The 18,898-nt window shown below is 62.1% G+C and carries 16 protein-coding genes; 6 read left to right on the plus strand and 10 right to left on the minus strand.

The window, feature by feature from the left end:
* Positions 1-6: 6 nt before the first annotated feature.
* From ACIPW4_RS04695 to ACIPW4_RS04715, 5 genes are all read right to left on the minus strand, one after another.
* On the minus strand, positions 7-438 hold the full coding sequence (locus ACIPW4_RS04695; protein WP_400655249.1) for a multidrug/biocide efflux PACE transporter: 432 nt from the start codon (positions 436-438) through the stop codon (positions 7-9).
* 96 nt (positions 439-534) lie between these two features.
* The gene (gene hutH, locus ACIPW4_RS04700; protein ID WP_400655251.1) at positions 535-2,058 is read right to left on the minus strand and encodes a histidine ammonia-lyase; all 1,524 of its coding nucleotides are present in this window, start codon (positions 2,056-2,058) and stop codon (positions 535-537) included.
* Between the two features lie 12 nt (positions 2,059-2,070).
* Positions 2,071-2,904, minus strand: coding sequence for a glycine betaine/L-proline ABC transporter ATP-binding protein (locus ACIPW4_RS04705; protein ID WP_400655253.1), 834 nt, complete (start codon positions 2,902-2,904; stop codon positions 2,071-2,073).
* Positions 2,901-3,752, minus strand: coding sequence for an ABC transporter permease (locus ACIPW4_RS04710; protein ID WP_400655255.1), 852 nt, complete (start codon positions 3,750-3,752; stop codon positions 2,901-2,903). The genes ACIPW4_RS04705 and ACIPW4_RS04710 overlap by 4 nt, the downstream gene beginning before the upstream one ends.
* A 75-nt stretch (positions 3,753-3,827) precedes the next feature.
* A complete protein-coding gene (locus ACIPW4_RS04715; protein WP_400655256.1) occupies positions 3,828-4,796 on the minus strand; it encodes an ABC transporter substrate-binding protein in 969 nt (322 codons plus the stop codon).
* 100 nt (positions 4,797-4,896) lie between these two features.
* Here ACIPW4_RS04715 and ACIPW4_RS04720 point away from each other — a divergent pair, with 100 nt between their 5' ends.
* The 4 genes from ACIPW4_RS04720 (at position 4,897) to ACIPW4_RS04735 (ending at position 8,324) form a co-directional block, all read left to right on the plus strand.
* Positions 4,897-5,811 carry a LysR family transcriptional regulator gene (locus ACIPW4_RS04720; RefSeq protein WP_400655259.1) on the plus strand — a complete coding sequence of 305 codons (915 nt, stop codon included), beginning with the start codon at positions 4,897-4,899 and terminating at the stop codon, positions 5,809-5,811.
* Between the two features lie 200 nt (positions 5,812-6,011).
* Positions 6,012-6,707, plus strand: a complete 696-nt coding sequence (locus ACIPW4_RS04725; RefSeq protein ID WP_400655261.1) for a 3-oxoacid CoA-transferase subunit A — start codon at positions 6,012-6,014, stop codon at positions 6,705-6,707.
* An 8-nt stretch (positions 6,708-6,715) separates the two neighbouring features.
* Entirely contained in the window at positions 6,716-7,357 is a 642-nt protein-coding gene (locus ACIPW4_RS04730; RefSeq protein ID WP_060507495.1) for a 3-oxoacid CoA-transferase subunit B, read from the plus strand.
* A gap of 112 nt (positions 7,358-7,469) precedes the next feature.
* Positions 7,470-8,324, plus strand: a complete 855-nt coding sequence (locus tag ACIPW4_RS04735; protein WP_400655264.1) for a LysR family transcriptional regulator — start codon at positions 7,470-7,472, stop codon at positions 8,322-8,324.
* On the opposite strand, the gene codA is transcribed toward ACIPW4_RS04735, so the two are convergent.
* The 5 genes from codA to ACIPW4_RS04760 form a co-directional block, all read right to left on the minus strand.
* Positions 8,321-9,562 carry a cytosine deaminase gene (gene codA / locus ACIPW4_RS04740; RefSeq protein WP_400655266.1) on the minus strand — a complete coding sequence of 414 codons (1,242 nt, stop codon included), beginning with the start codon at positions 9,560-9,562 and terminating at the stop codon, positions 8,321-8,323. The two genes, ACIPW4_RS04735 and codA, sit on opposite strands and share 4 nt — an antisense overlap.
* A gap of 4 nt (positions 9,563-9,566) precedes the next feature.
* Positions 9,567-10,784, minus strand: a complete 1,218-nt coding sequence (locus ACIPW4_RS04745) for a PucR family transcriptional regulator (protein ID WP_400655268.1) — start codon at positions 10,782-10,784, stop codon at positions 9,567-9,569.
* Positions 10,781-12,046: a cytosine permease gene (gene codB / locus ACIPW4_RS04750; RefSeq protein WP_400655269.1), complete on the minus strand. Its 1,266-nt coding sequence runs from the start codon at positions 12,044-12,046 to the stop codon at positions 10,781-10,783. The genes ACIPW4_RS04745 and codB overlap by 4 nt, the downstream gene beginning before the upstream one ends.
* Positions 12,047-12,291: 245 nt before the next feature.
* A complete protein-coding gene (locus tag ACIPW4_RS04755; RefSeq protein ID WP_400655270.1) occupies positions 12,292-13,185 on the minus strand; it encodes a DUF2950 domain-containing protein in 894 nt (297 codons plus the stop codon).
* Positions 13,182-14,624: a DUF3300 domain-containing protein gene (locus ACIPW4_RS04760; RefSeq protein WP_400655272.1), complete on the minus strand. Its 1,443-nt coding sequence runs from the start codon at positions 14,622-14,624 to the stop codon at positions 13,182-13,184. The genes ACIPW4_RS04755 and ACIPW4_RS04760 overlap by 4 nt, the downstream gene beginning before the upstream one ends.
* A gap of 267 nt (positions 14,625-14,891) precedes the next feature.
* Between ACIPW4_RS04760 and ACIPW4_RS04765 the strand changes: the two genes are divergently transcribed.
* Together ACIPW4_RS04765 and ACIPW4_RS04770 are read left to right on the plus strand one after the other, a co-directional pair.
* Positions 14,892-18,092 (plus strand): T6SS effector BTH_I2691 family protein, encoded by a 3,201-nt coding sequence (locus ACIPW4_RS04765; RefSeq protein ID WP_400655274.1) that lies wholly within the window; start codon positions 14,892-14,894, stop codon positions 18,090-18,092.
* Positions 18,089-18,892, plus strand: coding sequence for a DUF6708 domain-containing protein (locus ACIPW4_RS04770; protein ID WP_400655276.1), 804 nt, complete (start codon positions 18,089-18,091; stop codon positions 18,890-18,892). The genes ACIPW4_RS04765 and ACIPW4_RS04770 overlap by 4 nt, the downstream gene beginning before the upstream one ends.
* The last annotated feature ends 6 nt before the right edge of the window (positions 18,893-18,898 follow it).

The following is an 18,898-nucleotide window of genomic DNA, read 5'->3' on the forward strand; positions in this document are numbered from 1 at the left end:
GCCGGCTCAGACCGCCAGGCGATGTTGTGCGATGGCGTGCCGGGCCCGGTCGAACGCCCAGTTGTACAGCACGGTGTAGGGCAGGATGATCACGAAGAAGCCCAGCTCGACCATGAACGCCTGCAGCAGCGAAATCTCCAGCATCCAGGCCGCCACCGGCAGGCACCAGACCACCAGCCCCGCCTCGAAGCCCAGGCCATGGACGAAACGCGCCAGTGCTGTCCACTGGATACGCGGCGTAGCCACGCAGCGGTCGACCAGCGCGTTGTAGAGCATGTTCCAGATCATCGCGATCACCGACAAGGTGACCGCCAGGGTCCCGGCCGTGGCCAGCGACTTGCCCATGATCCACGAGAGCAAGGGCGCGCACAGCAGCACGGCGAAGATTTCATAGCCCACGGCATGGACCATGCGCTCGGTGAAAGAGACCTTTTTCATAACAGTTTCCATCATGTGATTACGTCGTGGCTCACATTTTCGTTGATGGAACTGATACTCGCGACATGGCAGCTATCGATTTTATCAATACATTCGTTACTGCAAGTCTGGGAATGCAGCGGCCAGCAAGCCGGCATCCTTCAAGATCGCTGCACTGCTGACAATATCCGGCGCCAGCCAACGGTCCTGCGCATACGCTGGCACCCGTTCGCGCAGCAACCGCCAGGCGACGTCGGTACCTGCTCCAAAGCGCTGCGCCTTGAGGAACTCGAATGCCTGACCCGCCAACAGGTATTCGATAGCGAGGATCTGCGTGCAGTTCTCCAGGGCGCGGTGCAGCTTCAACCCGGCATTGGTGCCCATGCTCAAGTGATCCTCCTGCAGCCCGGAGGTGACGTAGTTGTCGATCACCGCCGGTTGTGCCAGCTGGCGGTTTTCTGCGCACAGTGAAGCGGCCACGTACTGGACGATCATCATCCCCGAATTGACCCCCGGGTGACTGACCAGGAAGGCCGGCAAGCCGCTGACCAGCGGGTTGATCAGGCGATCGAGACGACGCTCGGCAATCGCCCCGATCTCGGCCACCGCGATGGCCAGCAAATCGGCGGCCATGGCCACCGACTGGCCGTGTGGATTCGCCTGGGAAACCACCCGATACGACTCGGGCGTACCCAGCAACATCGGGTTGTCGGTTGTGGAGTTGAGTTCGGTTTCGATCTGGCGTGCTGCGTGCTCCAGCTGATCGCGCGCAGCACCATGAACCTGCGGGATCGAGCGAATGCTCAAGGCGTCCTGGGTGCGAATGCCATGGCTGCTGGCAATGACTTCGCTGCCATCGAGCAGGCGGCGCAAGTTTCTGCCCACACGCTGCATGCCGGGGTGCGGTTTCATCGCGATGATTTCAGGGTCGAAGGCATCGAGTTGGCCGCGCAGGGCTTCGAAGCTCATGGCCCCGATAACGTCCGCCCATTGGCTCAAGCGCGTGGCGTCGTCCAGCGACAGGCAGCTCAGGCCGGTCATGCACGGGGTACCGTTGACCAGGCACAGGCCGTCCTTGGCACCCAGTTTGACCGGTGCCAGGCCGACCTCGGCCAAGGCTTGCTGCGCCGGCACGACCTGGCCCCGATAGCTGACCTGGCCGACGCCCAGCAGGCTGATGCTGATGTGGGCCATGTGGGTCAGGTACCCCACCGACCCCTGTCTCGGCACCTGCGGGGTGATGTGCTGGTTGAGCAGGGTCAGCAGCGCCTCGACCACCTTGCGCTGAAGGCCTGAGCGGCCCTGGCTGAAATTGATGACCGCTGCGCAGATGATCGCCCGGGTCTGTTCGTCCGACAGTGCGGCACCCACGCCACAGGCATGGCTGAGCAGGGTATTGCGCGACAGCTGGCTGAGTTGTTCGTCCTGCAGCGAAACGTTGCACAAGGCGCCAAGCCCGGTATTGACGCCATAAGCGCGTTCACCGCTGGCAACGATGCGCTGGACAATCGCCTGGGCATTCTCGATCCGCGCCCAGGCCGATGGGGCAAGCTCAAGCTTCGCCCCATGCCGTGCCACGGCCACCACGTCCTGCCAGCGAACGGGCGCATCGGCGATGATGATTCTTTCGGCAAACGACATACACGCGGTTCCTTAAAGCGAAGCTACGCGGCGCTGCACGAAACGATCGACGTAGTCGTCCGCAGGCTGGTAGAGGATTTCTTTCGGTGTGCCGACCTGGATCAGGCGCCCGTCCTTGAGAATGGCAATCCGGTTGCCGATACGCACCGCTTCATCGAGGTCGTGGGTGATGAACACGATGGTCTTGTGCAGGGTCTTTTGCAGTTCCAGCAACTGGTCCTGCATCTCGGCGCGAATCAGCGGGTCGAGCGCACTGAAGGCTTCGTCCATCAGGATGATGTCGGTGTCGGCAGCCAGCGCACGGGCCAGGCCGACACGCTGACGCATGCCGCCCGACAGCTGGTGCGGGTACGACTTTTCGTAACCCTTGAGGCCCACGGTGCTGATCCAGTGCAAGGCACGCTCGACGCACATGGCCTTGCTCTCGCCACGGACCTTGAGGCCATAGGCGACGTTGTCCAGCACGGTGCGGTGCGGCAACAGGCCGAAGCTCTGGAACACCATGCTGATCTTGCGCCGGCGGAATTCGCGCAGGGCGTGCATGTCGTATTGCAGGATGTCCTCGCCATCGACCAGGATCTCGCCGCTGGTGGGGTCGATCAGGCGGTTGAAGTGGCGCACCAGGGTCGATTTTCCCGAGCCCGACAGCCCCATGATCACGAAGATCTCACCGCTGCCGATGGACAACGAAAGGTCGTTGACCCCAACCACGCAGCCGGTTTCGGCCAGTACCTGATCCTTGGCTTTCTGCTGCCGGATCAGTTTCAGGGCATCTTCAGCGCGAGCACCGAAAATCTTGAAGACATTCTTGACTTCGATCTTGTTCATCATCTGCTTGGTGCTCATTTGCCCACCCCATGCCGTGGCCGGCCATAGGCCTGGGTAATGCGGTCGATCACGACCGCCAGAATCACAATGGCCAGGCCCGCTTCGAGGCCGCGGCCCACGTTCAGGGTCTGGATGCCGACCAGCACGTCCTCACCCAAGCCACGGGCACCGATCATCGACGCGATGACCACCATCGACAGGGCCATCATGGTGGTCTGGTTGATACCGGCCATGATGCTCGGCAACGCCAGTGGCAGCTGCACGCCGAACAGTTGCTGCATGCGGTTGGCACCAAAGGCATTGATCGCCTCCATGACCTCGCCATCGACCTGGCGAATGCCCAGGTCGGTCAGGCGAATCAGCGGCGGTGCGGCATAGATGACGGTGGCGAAGATCGCCGGCACCTTGCCCAGGCCGAACAGCATCAGGACCGGAATCAGGTACACGAAGCTGGGCATGGTCTGCATGATGTCGAGCAGCGGCATCAACACTGCCCGCAGGCGATCGTTGCGCGCCGACAGGATGCCCAGCGGAATGCCGACCAGCACCGATATCAGCGTGGCCACCAGCATCAGCGCGAGGGTCTGCATCAGCTTGTCCCACAGGCCTACCGCACCGACCAGGAAGAGCAAGCCGACGATCACCGCAGTGGGTACGATTTTACGGGTGGCGTGCCAGGCAATACCGGCGACGACGGCCAGCATCAGCCACCAAGGTGTTGCGCGCAGCAGGCCTTCGAGGTTGACGATGGCCCACAACAGGGTGTCGGAGATGTGCCGGAACACGTCACCATAGTTGATAACCAGCGCATCGACCCAGCCATTGACCCAGTCGGCAATGGAGAACGTGAAGTTTTTGGGAAACATGGAATTCTCTCGAGCAAGTGCGTGAAGCGGACTGCTGTGGGGCAGGCCCGGCAGGCGCCGGGCCCGCCCACACCCTCAGAGTGCCGCGTCGACCTTTTTGGCTGCGTCTTCACTGACCCAGCTGTGCCAGACTTCGGGGTGCTCCTTGAGGAACAACTTGGCCAGCTCCGGCGACTCGATACGCTCTTTGCTCATGCGCGCCAGGTTCTGGTTCAGCAGATCGATCGGCAGATTGACCTTTTCCAGCACCGCCACCAGTTCAGGCGCCTGCTCGTGGAAGGCCTTCGACACGCCGACCTTGATGGTCACGGATTTATCCACGCCGGGCTTCTCGTCCAGCTTGACCAGGTCGGCCTGGCCCATCAGCGGGGTTGGCGACCAGTAATAGAAGAGGATCGGCTCGCCACGCTTGTAGCTCGACAGCACGGCGGCATCCAGTGCCGGGCCGGTGCCCGGGCGGAAGTTGGTGTAGGTGTTTTCCAGGCCGTAACGCTTGAGCATTTCGCTGTTGTCCAGCTCGCAGGTCCAGCCGGCCGGGCAGTTGTAGAAGCGCCCCTTGTCCGGCTCTTCCGGGTCCTTGAAGACCTCGGCGTATTGCCCAAGGTCAGCGATGCTCTTGAGGTTCGGTGCCTTGGCTTCGAGTTTGCGCTTGGCATCGCCTTCAATCACATAGCGCGGCACATACCAGCCTTCGACTGCGCCATTGACCGGCGCCCCAATGCCAACCACCTTGCCGGCGGCCGCTGCCTTGTTCCAGACCTCGCTGCGCCCTACCCACTCTTCGGCAAACACCTGGATATCGTTGCTGCTCAGGGCGTTTTCCATGGAGATGGAGTTGCCCGGCAGGCTGTCGGTCTCGCAGCCATAACCGTTTTTCAGCACGAACTGCATCACGTCAGTGAGCAGCATGCCGCTTTCCCAGTTCAAACCGGCGAATTTCACCGGCTTGCCAGACTCGCACCAACCGGCCGCCTGGCTGGCGCCCGCGGACGCCAGCATCCCGAAAGAAAGTGTTGTGGCAAGCAGAGCTTTTGTAATTGTCATTGTGACGCTCCCGAACAAGAACATGTGCACGGGAGAAATATTTCACAACCTCAAAAAAGGAAGAAATAATAAGTCCTGATGCATCACAACGGAAAAACCTATGAAGTTCACACTGCGGCAATTGCGCTATGCACTCGCAGCGGCCAAGCACGGAAACCTGACGACGGCCGCCATGGAGCTTCATGTTTCGCAACCCTCCATCTCGGCGGCCATCACCGAGCTGGAGGAAGTGCTGGGTCAAGCCATCTTCATACGCCAGCGGGGCCTCGGCATATCGCTGACCCCATTCGGCCGTACTGTCATGGTCCAGGCACGCCGTGTGCTGGCAGAGGCTCAGACCTTTGCCGAGATCAATGCCAATGCCGGCGAGTGTGTCGGCGAATTGGTCGTCGGCTGCTTTGAAGACCTGGCGCCCTATTGCCTGCCGCAAATCGTGCGGCGCATGCAGGAGTCCTGCCCGAGGGTCACGGTCGACATGCGCGATGGCAGCTTCGACTATGTGGGCAAGCGGCTCAGTGAGGGGGCGATCGAGCTGGCAATCACCTACGACCTGGGATTGCCACCGAACACGCAGACCACCGAGCTGTGCCAGCTGACTGCTCAGGTACTGCTGGCGGCCGATCACCCGTTGGCCAAGGAGCCGCGTGTCAGCCTCAAGGCGCTCGCCGAATACACGCTGGTTGTCACCGATCAAGCCCAGAGTTGGCAGCACGTGCTGGACTTGTTCAGCTTTTACGACCTTTCACCCGCCGTTGTGCACCGTGTGCGCACCTTCGAGCTGCAGCGTAGCCTCGTCGCCAATGGCTTTGGCGTCGCGCTGATCTATACCCGGCCATTTGGTGACCGTAGTTACGATGGCCAAGCGCTGGTGTGCCGGCCGACCGAGGAGAAATTGCCAACCCACAGCATCGTCCTGGCGCACGATCAGCGCTATCCGCTGACGCCTTCGGCGGAAGCGTTCAAGGCGCTGGCGGTGGCCTGGTTCGCGGAACGCCCCTCGTTTGCATCCGATTGATCGCACGCCATCCGAACCGCTCAGAAATCGCACAATAGTTCGGTAATCGCACAAATTCCTCTCCGCCCCCTCTACTGTTGCACGGTATTGCGGCACGCTATAGCCAAGTCAGCACACAACGCCAAGCGCTGAATGGCCCCACCGCGTCAGCACGCGGCCAGGTCGAAAATCCATACTCCAGGAAGAACCAGGAGCACGCTTTGATCAATAAAACGTACGAGTCCATCGCCAGCGCGGTGGAAGGGATCACCGACGGTTCGACCATCATGGTCGGCGGTTTCGGCACTGCCGGGATGCCGTCCGAGCTCATTGATGCGCTGATCGCCACCGGCGCCCGCGACCTGACCATCATCAGCAACAACGCCGGCAACGGTGAGATCGGCCTGGCTGCCCTGCTGATGGCGGGTAGCGTGCGCAAGGTCGTCTGCTCGTTCCCGCGCCAATCCGACTCCTACGTCTTCGACGAACTGTACCGCGCCGGCAAGATCGAGCTGGAAGTGGTACCGCAAGGCAACCTGGCCGAACGTATTCGCGCAGCAGGCTCAGGCATCGGTGCATTCTTCTCGCCGACCGGTTATGGCACCCTGCTGGCCGAAGGCAAGGAAACCCGTGAGATCGACGGCCGCCAGTACGTGCTGGAAATGCCGCTGCATGCCGATTTCGCGCTGATCAAGGCGCACAAGGGTGACCGTTGGGGCAACCTGGTGTACCGCAAGGCTGCGCGCAACTTTGGCCCGATCATGGCCATGGCCGCCAAGACCGCCATCGCCCAGGTCGACCAGATCGTCGAGCTCGGTGAACTGGACCCGGAGCACATCATCACCCCGGGTATTTTCGTCCAGCGCGTGGTTGCCGTTTCCGGCGCTGGCGCTTCTTCGATCGCCAACGCTGTCTGAGGCCTGCCATGACCATCACCAAAAAGCTCTCCCGCACCGAGATGGCCCAACGCGTGGCCGCAGACATCCAGGAAGGCGCCTACGTCAACCTGGGCATCGGCGCCCCGACCCTGGTGGCCAACTACCTGGGCGACAAGGAAGTGTTCCTGCACAGCGAGAACGGCCTGCTGGGCATGGGCCCAAGCCCAGCACCGGGCGAGGAAGACGATGACCTGATCAACGCCGGCAAGCAGCACGTGACCCTGCTCACCGGCGGCGCCTTCTTCCACCACGCCGACTCGTTCTCGATGATGCGTGGCGGCCACCTGGACATCGCCGTACTGGGCGCCTTCCAGGTGTCGGTCAAGGGCGACCTGGCCAACTGGCACACCGGCGCCGAAGGTTCGATCCCTGCCGTGGGCGGTGCGATGGACCTGGCCACGGGCGCGCGCCAGGTGTTCGTGATGATGGACCACCTGACCAAGTCCGGCGAAAGCAAGCTGGTGCCGGAGTGCACCTACCCGCTGACCGGCATCGGTTGCGTCAGCCGCATCTACACCGACCTGGCCGTGCTGGAAGTGACTGCCGATGGCCTGAAAGTGGTGGAGATCTGCGCTGACATCGACTTCGATGAGTTGCAGAAGCTCAGTGGTGTGCCGCTGATCAAGTGATCCGCGACACCTGACCGAATGCGGCCGCAAGGCCGCATTCGGTCCACGCTTGCCTCCCACTTTGTTGGCATCGATACTCGTGGCATTCCGTCCATGGCTTATATCGATACCCATGCGCTACTCCCCCGAAGCCCTCGTCGCCTTCGTCGAAGCCGCCGCCCTCGGCTCGTTCTCTGCGGCCGCGCGCAAGCTGCGCAAGAGCCAGTCGACCATCAGCATCGCCATCGCCAACTTCGAGGCGGACATCGGCTGCCCGCTGTTCGACCGCACCGGCCGCCACCCGACGCTCAATGCCGCCGGCCATCAGGTGCTGAAACAGGTCGAGGCGGTCCTTGATGCCAGCGCCAAACTGGATGCCTTGGCCGTGCGCCTGGCTGACCAGGTCGAACCGCTGGTGTCGGTGGTGATGTCCGACAGCTACAGCGTGACCTTCCAGAGTGCGGCGATGGGCCGCTTTGCCGAGCACTACCCGCACACCGAACTGCGCTGCGGCCCCTCCGAGGACGCCGACGTGATCGACCTGGTGCAGCAAGGCCTGGCGCATATCGGCATCCTTGCCGCCCAGGACCGGTACCCGGCCGATGTCAGCGTGGCACGCCTGCCCGAGCAGGCGGAGTTCTGCCTCTATGTCAGCAGCGAACACCCGCTGGCGAAGCTGACGGCGTTGCAACCGCAGCACCTGGAAAACGAACGCCAGCTGTACATCAAGACCTACGCCCCGAGCCTGCCCCATGGTCACGGCCAAGCCTGGTCGGCACCGGACTACCTGACCTTGCTGGAGTTCGCCGTGCGCGGCTTTGGCTGGGCCGAACTGCCCAAGGCGCTGGTGGCGCGCTTCGGCAGTGGCCTGGTGGAGTTGCCCATGGCCGGTTACCCGCGGCGGGTGGCCATGGATGTGGCGTGGTCGCGCCAGCAGGCACTGGGGCCCGCCGGGCAATGGCTGGTGGGGCAATTGCTCGGGCGCTAGGCAAAGCGCTCGACCTGCGCCGGCGTGCGCCGCATCAGCACCTTGCCGTTGCGCACCGACACCAGCGCATGGCCCTGGCTGCGGACCATCTCGTAGTCATCCGGCGCCGACAGCAGCAGCAGGTTGGCCGGCCGGCCGACCTCGATGCCGTAGCGCTCGCCAAGGTTGAGGGTGCGGGCGCTGTTGTCGGTAATCAGGTCCAGGCTGCGCTGCAGGTCTTCGTAGCCGAGCATGTGGCAGATGTGCAGCCCGGCTTCGAGTATGCGCAGGATGTTGCCGTTGCCCAGCGGGTACCACGGGTCGACGATGGAGTCCTGGCCGAAGCACACGTTCATCCCGGCACGGTCGATCTCGGCCACGCGGGTCAGCCCCCTGCGCTTGGGGTAGGTGTCGAAGCGCCCTTGCAGATGGATGCTTTCGGTGGGGCACGAGACGAAGTTGATACCCGACATCTTCAGCAGCCGGAACAACTTGGAGCAGTAGGCATTGTCGTAGGAGCCCATGGCCGTGGTATGGCTTGCGGTCACCCGCGCCCCCATGCCGCGCACCCGCGCCTCTTCGGCCAACACTTCGAGGAAGCGCGACTGTGGGTCGTCGGTTTCATCGCAATGCACGTCCACCAGGCAGCCGGTACGTTCGGCCAGGTCCATGAGGAACTTGATCGACGACACGCCTTGGTCACGGGTGTTCTCGAAATGCGGAATGCCGCCGACCACGTCGGCGCCCATGGCCACCGCTTCGGTCATCAGGGCGCGGCCATTGGCGTACGATTCGATGCCCTCCTGGGGGAAGGCGACGATCTGCAAGTCGACCAGATGGCGCACCTCCTCGCGCACCTCGACCATGGCCTTGAGCGCGGTGAGCTTGGGGTCGGTGACGTCGACGTGGGTGCGCACGTGCTGGATGCCATGGTCCACCAGCATGCCGATGGTCTTCTTGGCGCGGGTCTTGATGTCGTCATGGGTGGTGATTGCCTTGCGCTCGGCCCAGCGCTCGATGCCTTCGAACAAGGTGCCGCTCATGTTCCACTTCGGCTCACCGGCCGTGAGGGTGGCATCGAGGTGGATGTGCGGCTCGACGAAAGGCGCCACCACCAGGTTCTGCCGGGCATCCAGGTCATCCGCGCTGGACAGGGCGGCCACGTCGGCCTGTGGCGCGATGGCGGCAATGCGCTCGCCGTTCAGCTCGATGCGGAACAGGCCGGACTTGCCACGCAGGCGGGCATTGATGATGTTCATGACGTTACTCCTTGGCTTGGTCTTCGTTCATGCGCCATACCAGCATGGCGACGGACGCGTTCATGCGAAACAGCGGGTCGTCGAGGGATTGCCCACTCAGTTGTTCGATACGTTGCATGCGTTGGTTGACGGTGTTGCGGTGCAGGCCCAGGCGTTGGGCTGCCTTGAGTCCGTTGCCGTTTTCCTTGAGCAGGGCGTCGAGGGTGTGCACCAGCACATGCGGCTGCTTGCGCCCGGGAGTGACCAGCGAGCCGAGGGTCTGGGCGACGAAATCGTCGATCAGCGAGCGGTCGACAATGCCTTGCAGCAGGCGCAACACACCGAGCTCGCTGAAATCGCAGAAGCCATTTGCCGGGTGCAGGTGCTGCGCCACTTGCAGGGCCTGGCGCGCCTCGCTGAGTGCTTGACGGTAGTGCGCACAATCACCGGCCAGGCTGGACAGGCCCATGTACAGTGTCAGCTCCCCTGCTGCCACGCTCAATTGCCGATGCAGCGCCGCCAGGGTTGCCGGCAGGCCGGCGGCATCGGCCAGCAGCACTACCTGCAAGTCGCCCGGCAACTGCGCCGTCACCGTCCCCGGCCGCTCGCGACACCAGGCTTCGAGCTGGTCTTCCAGTGCCTGCCGGGTAGCTTGCCAGAGGCGCTCACCCTGGGCCAGGCCGTGGCGCTCGAACAGCTGCTGGACGTGCAGCAGGCGCAGCGCCACCACCCGGCGCGGCTCATCCAGTGCCAGCTCAAGGTGCGCAGCACGCTGGCGGGCGATGGCCAGGCTTGGATAGTCGCCACTGAGCAACTGGGCAAGGATGTCGTTGCGCGATCGGCGCACCTGGTTCATCTGCACCAGGGCAGTGCCGATCAGGTGGGTAACCACCACCATCTTCAGGGCGTAAGGCTGCTCGATCAACGGCAGACCCAGTTGCTCGGCATGGGCGATCACTGCTGGCGGGATCACCTGGATGAAAGCGCCGCCGGTGAGGATCACCATCCCGGCAATGCCCACGGCCTCCCCGTCTTCGACCAGGCTCAGCAGGTTGGCCTCGCCACGCGGGTGGTTGATGCCGGTGACGAACACCAGCTCTCCCCCCATTACCCACTCGGCAATGCCTTCGTTTTCCGCCACGTAGGGCCAGCGCACCCGCCGCTGCAGGTTGCGCCCCCCCGCACGTACGCTCATCTGCTGCAGACCCGGCAGGTGGAGGATTTCGTCCAGCGCCAGGCTCACGGTTCGATGCCCGCCTGGCCCAGGGCCCGGCGTCGGCCGCTGAGTTCCAGCATGACGATGTAGCACAGGGCCGAAGCGCCAATGCCCACCAGCGGCGCGACCCAGGGCGAGGCATAGGCCAGCACCGCACCCAGCGCATAGGCACCCAGCCCCATGAGGTTGTAGCGCGGCAGTTTCACCGTGGCCAGGGCCGGGTACTTGCCACGGTGGCTGTACCAGAAGTCGGCCATGATCACCCCGCCCACAGGCGGAATGATCGAACCCAGCAGCACCAGGAACGGAATCAGCATTTCATACATGCCACCGATCGCCAGCACGATGCCCACCGCCGCCGCGACCAGCGTGGCGGTGCGCCGACGCTCGCTGCGCAGCAGGTGGCAGGCAGCTGCCGATACGTTGTAGATGGTCGGCCCCTGGATGGTCCAGAGGTTCAGGCAGAGCATCACCACCGCCGCGAACGACAGGCCTTGCAGCATCATCACTTCGACGATGTCGGCCTGCTGGTAGACCATCGCGCACCAGGCCCCGGCCACCACCATCAGGCCGTTGCCGAGCAGAAAGGCGACGATGCTGGCCACCACCGCGACTCGCCCGCTGCGCGACAGCCGGGTCCAGTTGGTGGCCTGGGTGGCGCCGCTGGCGAAGGTACCGAAGACCATGGTCACCGCTGCCGAGAAGGTCATGGTTTCGTGCGGCACCACCGCCGCCAGCCCGGCAAAGCCACCGGCATCGGTGGTGGCGATGTACATCGACACCAGCAGCAGCGCGAACATCAGCGGCACCGACACCCGCGACAGCAGGTCCAGCCCTTTGAACCCGATGATTGCGGTGATGCTGAAGCCCAGACCGAACAGCACCATCAACGGTACCGTATAGCCGCCGGCCAGGCCCAGCAGCTTGACCAGCACGATCGCCACGGTCGCCGTGCCCCAGGCATACCAGCCCAGTTCGGCAAAGCCCAGGATGAAGTCGGAAAGCCGGCTGCCCGCCTCGCCGAAACAGAAACGCCCCATCAGCACGGTGTTCAAGCCGCTGCGCGAAGCGATGAAGGCCAGCGCTGCGGCATACAGCGCCAGCAACGTGTTGCCGATGGCAGCGACCCACAGCATGTCGACGAAGTCGAAGGCCATGCCCAGCTTGCCGCCGGCGAACATGGTGCCGGTGAAGAAGGTAAAGCTGAACAGCACCATGGCGATGGGCAACAGCCCCTTGCGCGATGAGCGTGGGGCTTCGCAAAGCGGGAATTCGGTGGGTGAGCTCATGGCACGGTGCTCCGGGTTGTCGTTGCGACAGCAGGGAGCAATATGCGGGCCGCTTTTGCCAACTGCGGCAAACGGCAGATTTGCAGGCAAGCGGCACAAACATCCCTGTTCAACCTGCACACTATCAGGCCGACTTGCCTGAACAAACCTGTGCGAAAAGACCTGTTTTGAGGCGAGCCCGCACCAAAGCGGAACAGCGCTGGGTAGTTTTCACCCAGGCTGCCGCGAATGGCGCTGACCGGCCATCATTCGTTGCCATCGACGTCCGCCTCTTTCCAGCTGTCATCCGGGTCGAAGCGCTTCATGGCCTTGGCAATCTTGTCGCCCTGCGGCCCCAGGTCCTTCTCGAACACCTGCCCGTCATGGCTGATCATGAAGCTCATCACCCCGGTATCGGCGTACTTCGCAGGCCAGGCGACCAGGGCGAAGCCGCGACTCATCTGGTTGCCGATCAGGTAGCTGTAGGCGCCGCCCGGCGCGGACGGGCCCTGGCCATCGAGGATGCGGAAGTGGTAACCGTACCAGTCGTCACCCACGACGTCATTGCCGAACAGCGGCCCCAGCGGGCTGATCTGGCCGCCCTCCTCGTCCTCCCAGAACAAGCCGTCGTGCTTGCCGGGCGTGCTGAAGATCTGCCGGGCATATTCCAGCGTGCCGTTGCCGTTGCGGTCCTGCGAGGCGTAGTCCATCTGCGCGTCGTGATAGGCGAGCACCGACTGCAAGGCGGCGAGCTCGTTGCGGCCGATGCGGCGGGCGCGGATTTCGGCGCTGCCGGCCTTGAGGTCGAAGCGCCAGCCGTTGCTGGCCTTGGTCAGCGGGATGGGCAAGGTCCAGTGCTCCGGGCCCACGGCCAGAATGGCCTGGCTGGCGCTCTTCTGTTCGATCTGGTGTTCGGCATTATACGCCTGCAGGAAGGCATCGACGTCACTGCGCTGCACGCCTCCACGGGGGATGTAGGTGCGCCAGTCATCACCGAGCAGTTGAGCCAGGCGCGCTTCGTCGGCGTGCTCGACGCCCAGTGCCTGGACGAACGATTCGACCGCTTTTTCCGGGGTGGGGAAGGCCTCTTGCGCGGCGGCCAGCTGGGTCCAGGTCAGGCCCAGGTTGATCAACAGTGCTGCCAGGGTTGTCTTGTTCATCGACGGCCACCTCCACCACCGCGACGCATCGGCGCACTGGGCCGGGAAATTTGATGCCCTGCTGCACGCGATGTGTGGGGCCGCTGGGCGAATGACTGGCTGGTACGACCGCGGTTGGCCTGCGCCAAGGTATGCGACGGAGAACGGACCCCGTCGAAGGCGTTGTTGCGGGCCCTGCCAGCACTATTCCCTTGGCGGTTGTGCAAGGCCTGACGGGCCTGGCCTTCACCCTGGCGGTGCTGGTTGAGCTGGTTGAGCTGGTTGCGCGCTTGCTGGTGGTCACGGGTAGTGCGTGGTTCCGCGCGGCGCTCGGCAAGGCGCGCATTGTTCGCACCGCCTTCGGCACGGGCTTGGCGCGCGCTGTTGAGGGCCTCGCGGTTACTGGTGGCGGGGCGCTCGATACCTGCACGGTCCATCGAGGCTCGGGCCCGGTCACGGGCCTGGGCACGCTGGGCATCATCGCCGCGGAACGCGGCGCGCTGGCTGGCCCCGTCGAGCTGGCGGCCGAATTGCTGGCGGCTGCGGTTGTCACGGTAAGGCACGCCATCGCGGTGCACGGCGTTGTGCTGCCACTTGTTCTGGTTGTTGGTGATGCGGTTGTTGACGTTGATGTTGTTGTAGCGGTTGACGTCGATATCGACATCGCCGCGGCCCCAGTCGCAGTCGCCCCACAGCGAGTTGACGATCGCCACGCCGGTGCCGAATGCCAGCCCGGCCATCAGCGCGGAACCCGCGTAGTACAAGGGCGACGGCGGGTAATACACCGGCGGCGAGGCAGGATAGGCCCAGGTGCCGTAGGTGGTGGTCGGGTTGTAGGTGGGCACGTACACCACCTGCGGGTCGGCAGGCTGGATGATGATGGTGCTGGTCGACGCGCTGCTGGCCGGTGCGCCCTGGTCCCCGCCCGAACTGGCGGGCGCCGCTGCCGGCGCGGCCTGCACCGTGACGTTCTGGTACTGGTTGCTCTGCAGGTTGCCAGCTGCCTGTGCCTGACGGCGCAGGCGCTGAACGCTGGCCATCACATCATCGGATTGCGCCAGGAAGGCATCACCCAGCCGCTGAACCCAGGCCGGGTCCTGACCGAGCATGACCAGCACCTGCGGGAACGCCACCAGCGCCTGCACGCTCGGGTCCCAGGTCTGGTTGGCCACCTGCTTGACCGCGTCATCGCCCTTGGCCTTCGGGTTGGCCTTGGACCAGGCCACCGCCTCGGTCACCTCACCCGGGTAGGTCGAGGCCATCAGCACTTGTGCCAGCAGCGGGTCGGGATACAAGGCAACCGGCGCCAGCATCTGGTCCAGCTGCTCCTGATTGAACACAGCCTGTTTGGCTTCGGCAGGCGCCGGGTCGGGGGCTTTTACGTCTTCGGCCAACGCCAGGCTCGCAACACCGTTAAGGCACAACACCACTGACAGGACGCACAACAAGGGCATGCGCATCGCAGTTCCCCATCTGGTCATACCGCGTGAAATGGATGAGTTGCAGGCCAGGCAGTTGCCGGCGTGGGTTAAGGGTAGCAAAGGTGCGGGTTTCGACCACTGATGCTTTGAACTACTTGGCGGCCCGCACGTTTAGTTACTTCGGCAAGGCATCGGCAGATGGGTATATGACGAAAATTCCTACGAGGTTTTAGGAAGGGTTCAACTCCTCTGAGAATTGCTTCCTCGATAGTGTTCAGACTCACCTTGATAGAGCCTGAAATCGCCATGAGCATCACTCAAGACATTGCCAATGCAGTCGCCGAAGTCGACTTCCTCATGAGCCCCTGCAAAGCCTGCCAGCGCCAGGGCCTGCCCATCCTCCCCCTGCGACGCGCCGTGGTCCCCGATACCCGACCCGGCAGCGACCCCGTCACACAAACCCGCATGGGCCTGCGCACCTTGCGCAGCGGCTACCTCTACGTGCTGCTCGACCAGCGCATCTGGCATGCCTACGAAGTCACTGCTCAAGGTCACCTGCGTCGCTTCGATCCCTACGAACCTAATCCAGGGCCGCCACCGTCCCTGCCCGAGTACTGCGTGCATGAGGACCATGACATCCCGTCGTCCTTCCTCAACATCGACACCGACACTTACGGCTCGGCCTGGCTGGCGTTTTCCAGCGATCCCTGGCCGGTCAGCGTGCTGCAGGCCTACAAAAGCGGCCGGGGCCCCGCGCACCGCTTCGAGGGCCTGGACCTGATCCAGGCGCGCAACAATCCTGAGCTGCTGGGCCTGGCCATGACCCCGGACAATCTTCAGGTTGACCGTCAGGTATTCGAATATGCCCAGCAGCTTAACGGTCCGTTCGACAGCGCTCATGGTTTTCACAGCCGGTTCCTGCGCAAGACCGCCCTGCGCGGGTACCTGACCAACGCCATCGCCCAGCACAAGCTGGAGAACGGTGTGCTCGCGGTGGTGATCAACGACACGGTCGGCCTGATCCAGGAATACAACCACCAGCGCCTGAACTGGGTGGTCAAGCGCCAGGCCTGGCGCGAGGACCCGCTACGTGCCTACCAGCTGCAAACCTCGCAAATCCTGCAGATCATCCGCGCTACCCAGCGCGAATGGGCGGCGCAGAAAGTACCCTCGACGTTCGAGCTACAGACCGGCGACGGGCCACCGGTGTTCGTCGCTCCCGAGGTGGAGCGCCAGCGCATGGTCGAGAGGGTTCAGCAAGAAAGCGACAAGAAACTTGAGGAGCGCTATGACGAACCCCGACGTGCGGCGTTCCAGGCGGAGTATGAACAAGAGGAGGCCCGTTTCCAGGCTTTCATCGATCAGCATGCCGGCACCTACGCGACACTCTGCGAGAGCGCGGCCTTCGCGCTGATCGAACGGCACGACTACGACGGCCGGGACCGCGAATCAGGCATCGCTTACAGCAAGACCATGGCCGCGTGCCTGGCAGGCGGGATCACCGAGGCTGTACGAGCGAGTGCGGAGCCGTCCCCGCCAGCCCCCGGCACCAGCGAAGCGCTGTGGCTGGGATGGCTGCAGGCCCCGAACAGCCCACCCTACCGCGCCCTACTGCTGCGTGACCAGGCGCTGCTGGCCGCGCTGCTGCCCAGCTTCTCGTCGACCGAGCCGACCCACTGGAATGACAGCGAAAAACTCTACTCGGCCCTGAGCAAGTTCATCAGCAGTGAAGACTTCGGCCTGCAGATGCGCGATTCGCTCAAGCAGGCCATCACCGAACTGCAGGGGTCGGTCAACGCCGCCAGCCAGCGCCTGCAGGCGCAACTCGACCCCGGCATCCAGCACGTCGTTCGCCACCTGAACAGTGCCAGTCAGCGGGTCTACAACGGCGTGCACCTGATCGAGTTACAGGTGCAGATGAAGCTAGGCGAGTACTACGCCTTGCAGAGTGCGCACTTGCGTGAACTGCAGAACCGAGCCAGCGAGAAACTGGCCAAGGCGCGGGCAGAGATGATGCCGGACCTCGAAGAGGTGAAGGCCGGGATTTTCAAACCGATGGCCAAGGTCAAGCCGATCATCCAGACCGGGCTGCTGAGCCTGGCGGTGCTCGACCCGAAAATCGCTCACCAGATGATTCCGGTCAGCGTCTGGGTCGAGGGTACGGCGCACGAGCTGCATGAGCGCTTGGCCAGGGAGGTCAAGCTGAATGTCAATCAGCTGAATGATGCGGCGCAGATGGCGTTGGTAGAAATCAAGGTAGCAGCCGGGACGCTGGAGCTGGATGCACGAAAGAAACTGAATGGCATGAAGATCAGTGCGGGGCAGGCTTCGCTGTTGGTGCGGGACAGTTTTACCGGGCTACGAGGAGCGGGAAAAGGCTGGGAGCTGCTGCTTTCGTTGGGCAGCCTTTACTTATTGAGCGACAGCCTTGGTAAAAACCTGAAGAAAGCGCAAGAGGAGATTGGCCCCAAGTCGGGTGAAGCCTTGATCGCTTTGTATGGGTCGACCGTGGGCTTGCTAGGCAGCGGAATAGAACTCACAGGGCTTTTAATGGCTCACAAGCCAAGTACTCCCAACAAGTTTTCTGTCGGCCGCACAGTCGCCAGATTTGGCGCCATAATCAGCGCGACAGCAGGACTATTCGAATCAATGCAAGCCCTGGCTTCGGCAAATCGTACTTACAGAGCGGGCGATACAATCGCAGCGAGATACTATTTAGCTTCCGCAATAGTCAGCGCCTTTGGCACCGCCACCGCAGTAGTCGCCGTGCTCAGCGCCTCGATCTGGGGAGTCCTAGGAATTGCCATCGCACTGGGTTTAGCTACATATTCACTCTTCAAAGTTGCCGGACAGAGTGAGTCCACCCCATTAGAGCAATGGGCTCGACGCTGTTATTTCGGGAACGCAAATGAATCACCCAAAATCCATTGGCATTCATCAGATCATATCGACATTGCTCTGGCTGAACTGAATGCAGCCATATTGGGCTTGGATGGCGGCGTAAGATTCGAGGCAACAGCGGGAGACCCCAAAAGCGCCTCCAAGATCGGAGGACTCGTCAACATCGAGATCAGCCGAAAGCTTAAATTTAAAATCACACTACCCCGCTTCAACGAACAAACATCTGGCTATCAATGGGTTCTTCTATTTCACCGACATGGCGACGGTAACGCTCCAGCCTATACTGGAGGCGAGGTCATTACTTATGACAACCACTTCGCCCCGACAATTACAACTAGAACTTCGAATCACATGTCACTCAAGCCAAACAAGCCATTAAAGTTCCCTGACTACAATTCCAAAAGCATAGTAATCAACGAAAACTCTGAGGCCCCCGCCTACGGCGATGGTATCTGCGCTAACAAAACATTTGTGGGCAGCATCGAGTTAGCACCAGAAATTGGCCCCCACAACATTTTGGCCGCATCTTTATTCATAGTGTACTGGCCTGACCGAAACATCTTTTCCGCCTATTCTGAAATTGCCGTTCAGGATGAACACCAATGAACATACCGCACCGTGCTTTTGGCTGGAAATACGACCTACCCTCACCTAACGCACCCACTCAATTGGAAGCGCGCACTGCACACCTGAACCCGCCACCCAATCACATTGATAACAATCATATAGAACTCCCTCGAAACACGGTAGAGACCAGAGGCATACTCACAGCGCTAGGCGCACTGACCCTCTTGATAGTTACAATCGGAACATTATTATTAACTTATGCAAATATCGCATGGGACGGAAAGTTCGACTTAAGAATTTCAGGTATTTCAATAATTATATTATTAATCGCATTTTTGATTATCCCACCCTACATCCGAATGGATCTAGAGCTCCCGTGCAACGAACCAATCCGCTTCAACAAATTGCGTCGCAAGGTCTATTTTTATCAGTATAGACATGACTTACTACGTCCATTCGGGCGGGCTAACTGGGGAATTAAGCCAGTCGTTTATGATTGGGATGATCTCACCGCAGAGGCATACCGGGGATATGCGCCCATGGGCTATGGCGGGCTAAAGGAGAAAATAATGATTTCAGTCTGTAAACCCGGTACCGACGAGGTAATCGACCGAATTTACTTTACCGACGACATTGAAAAGGGCGAGCAATACTGGGCCATCGCCAGGGTTTTTATGCAAGAAGGTGCAGAAGCTCTGCCTGAGTTCGTCAATCCGCCTTGGGACTGGAACGAAGGCATTTACTCCAATCCTTTCGAGCAACGCGCACCCAAAGTGCAGTGGCCCACCGAAATGGACCTCGAGTCTCGCACCGCACCGGCGCCAGAAGAATACCCATGAAAACTG

The organism is Pseudomonas sp. NPDC089996 (assembly GCF_044748405.1).
GTDB lineage: Bacteria > Pseudomonadota > Gammaproteobacteria > Pseudomonadales > Pseudomonadaceae > Aquipseudomonas.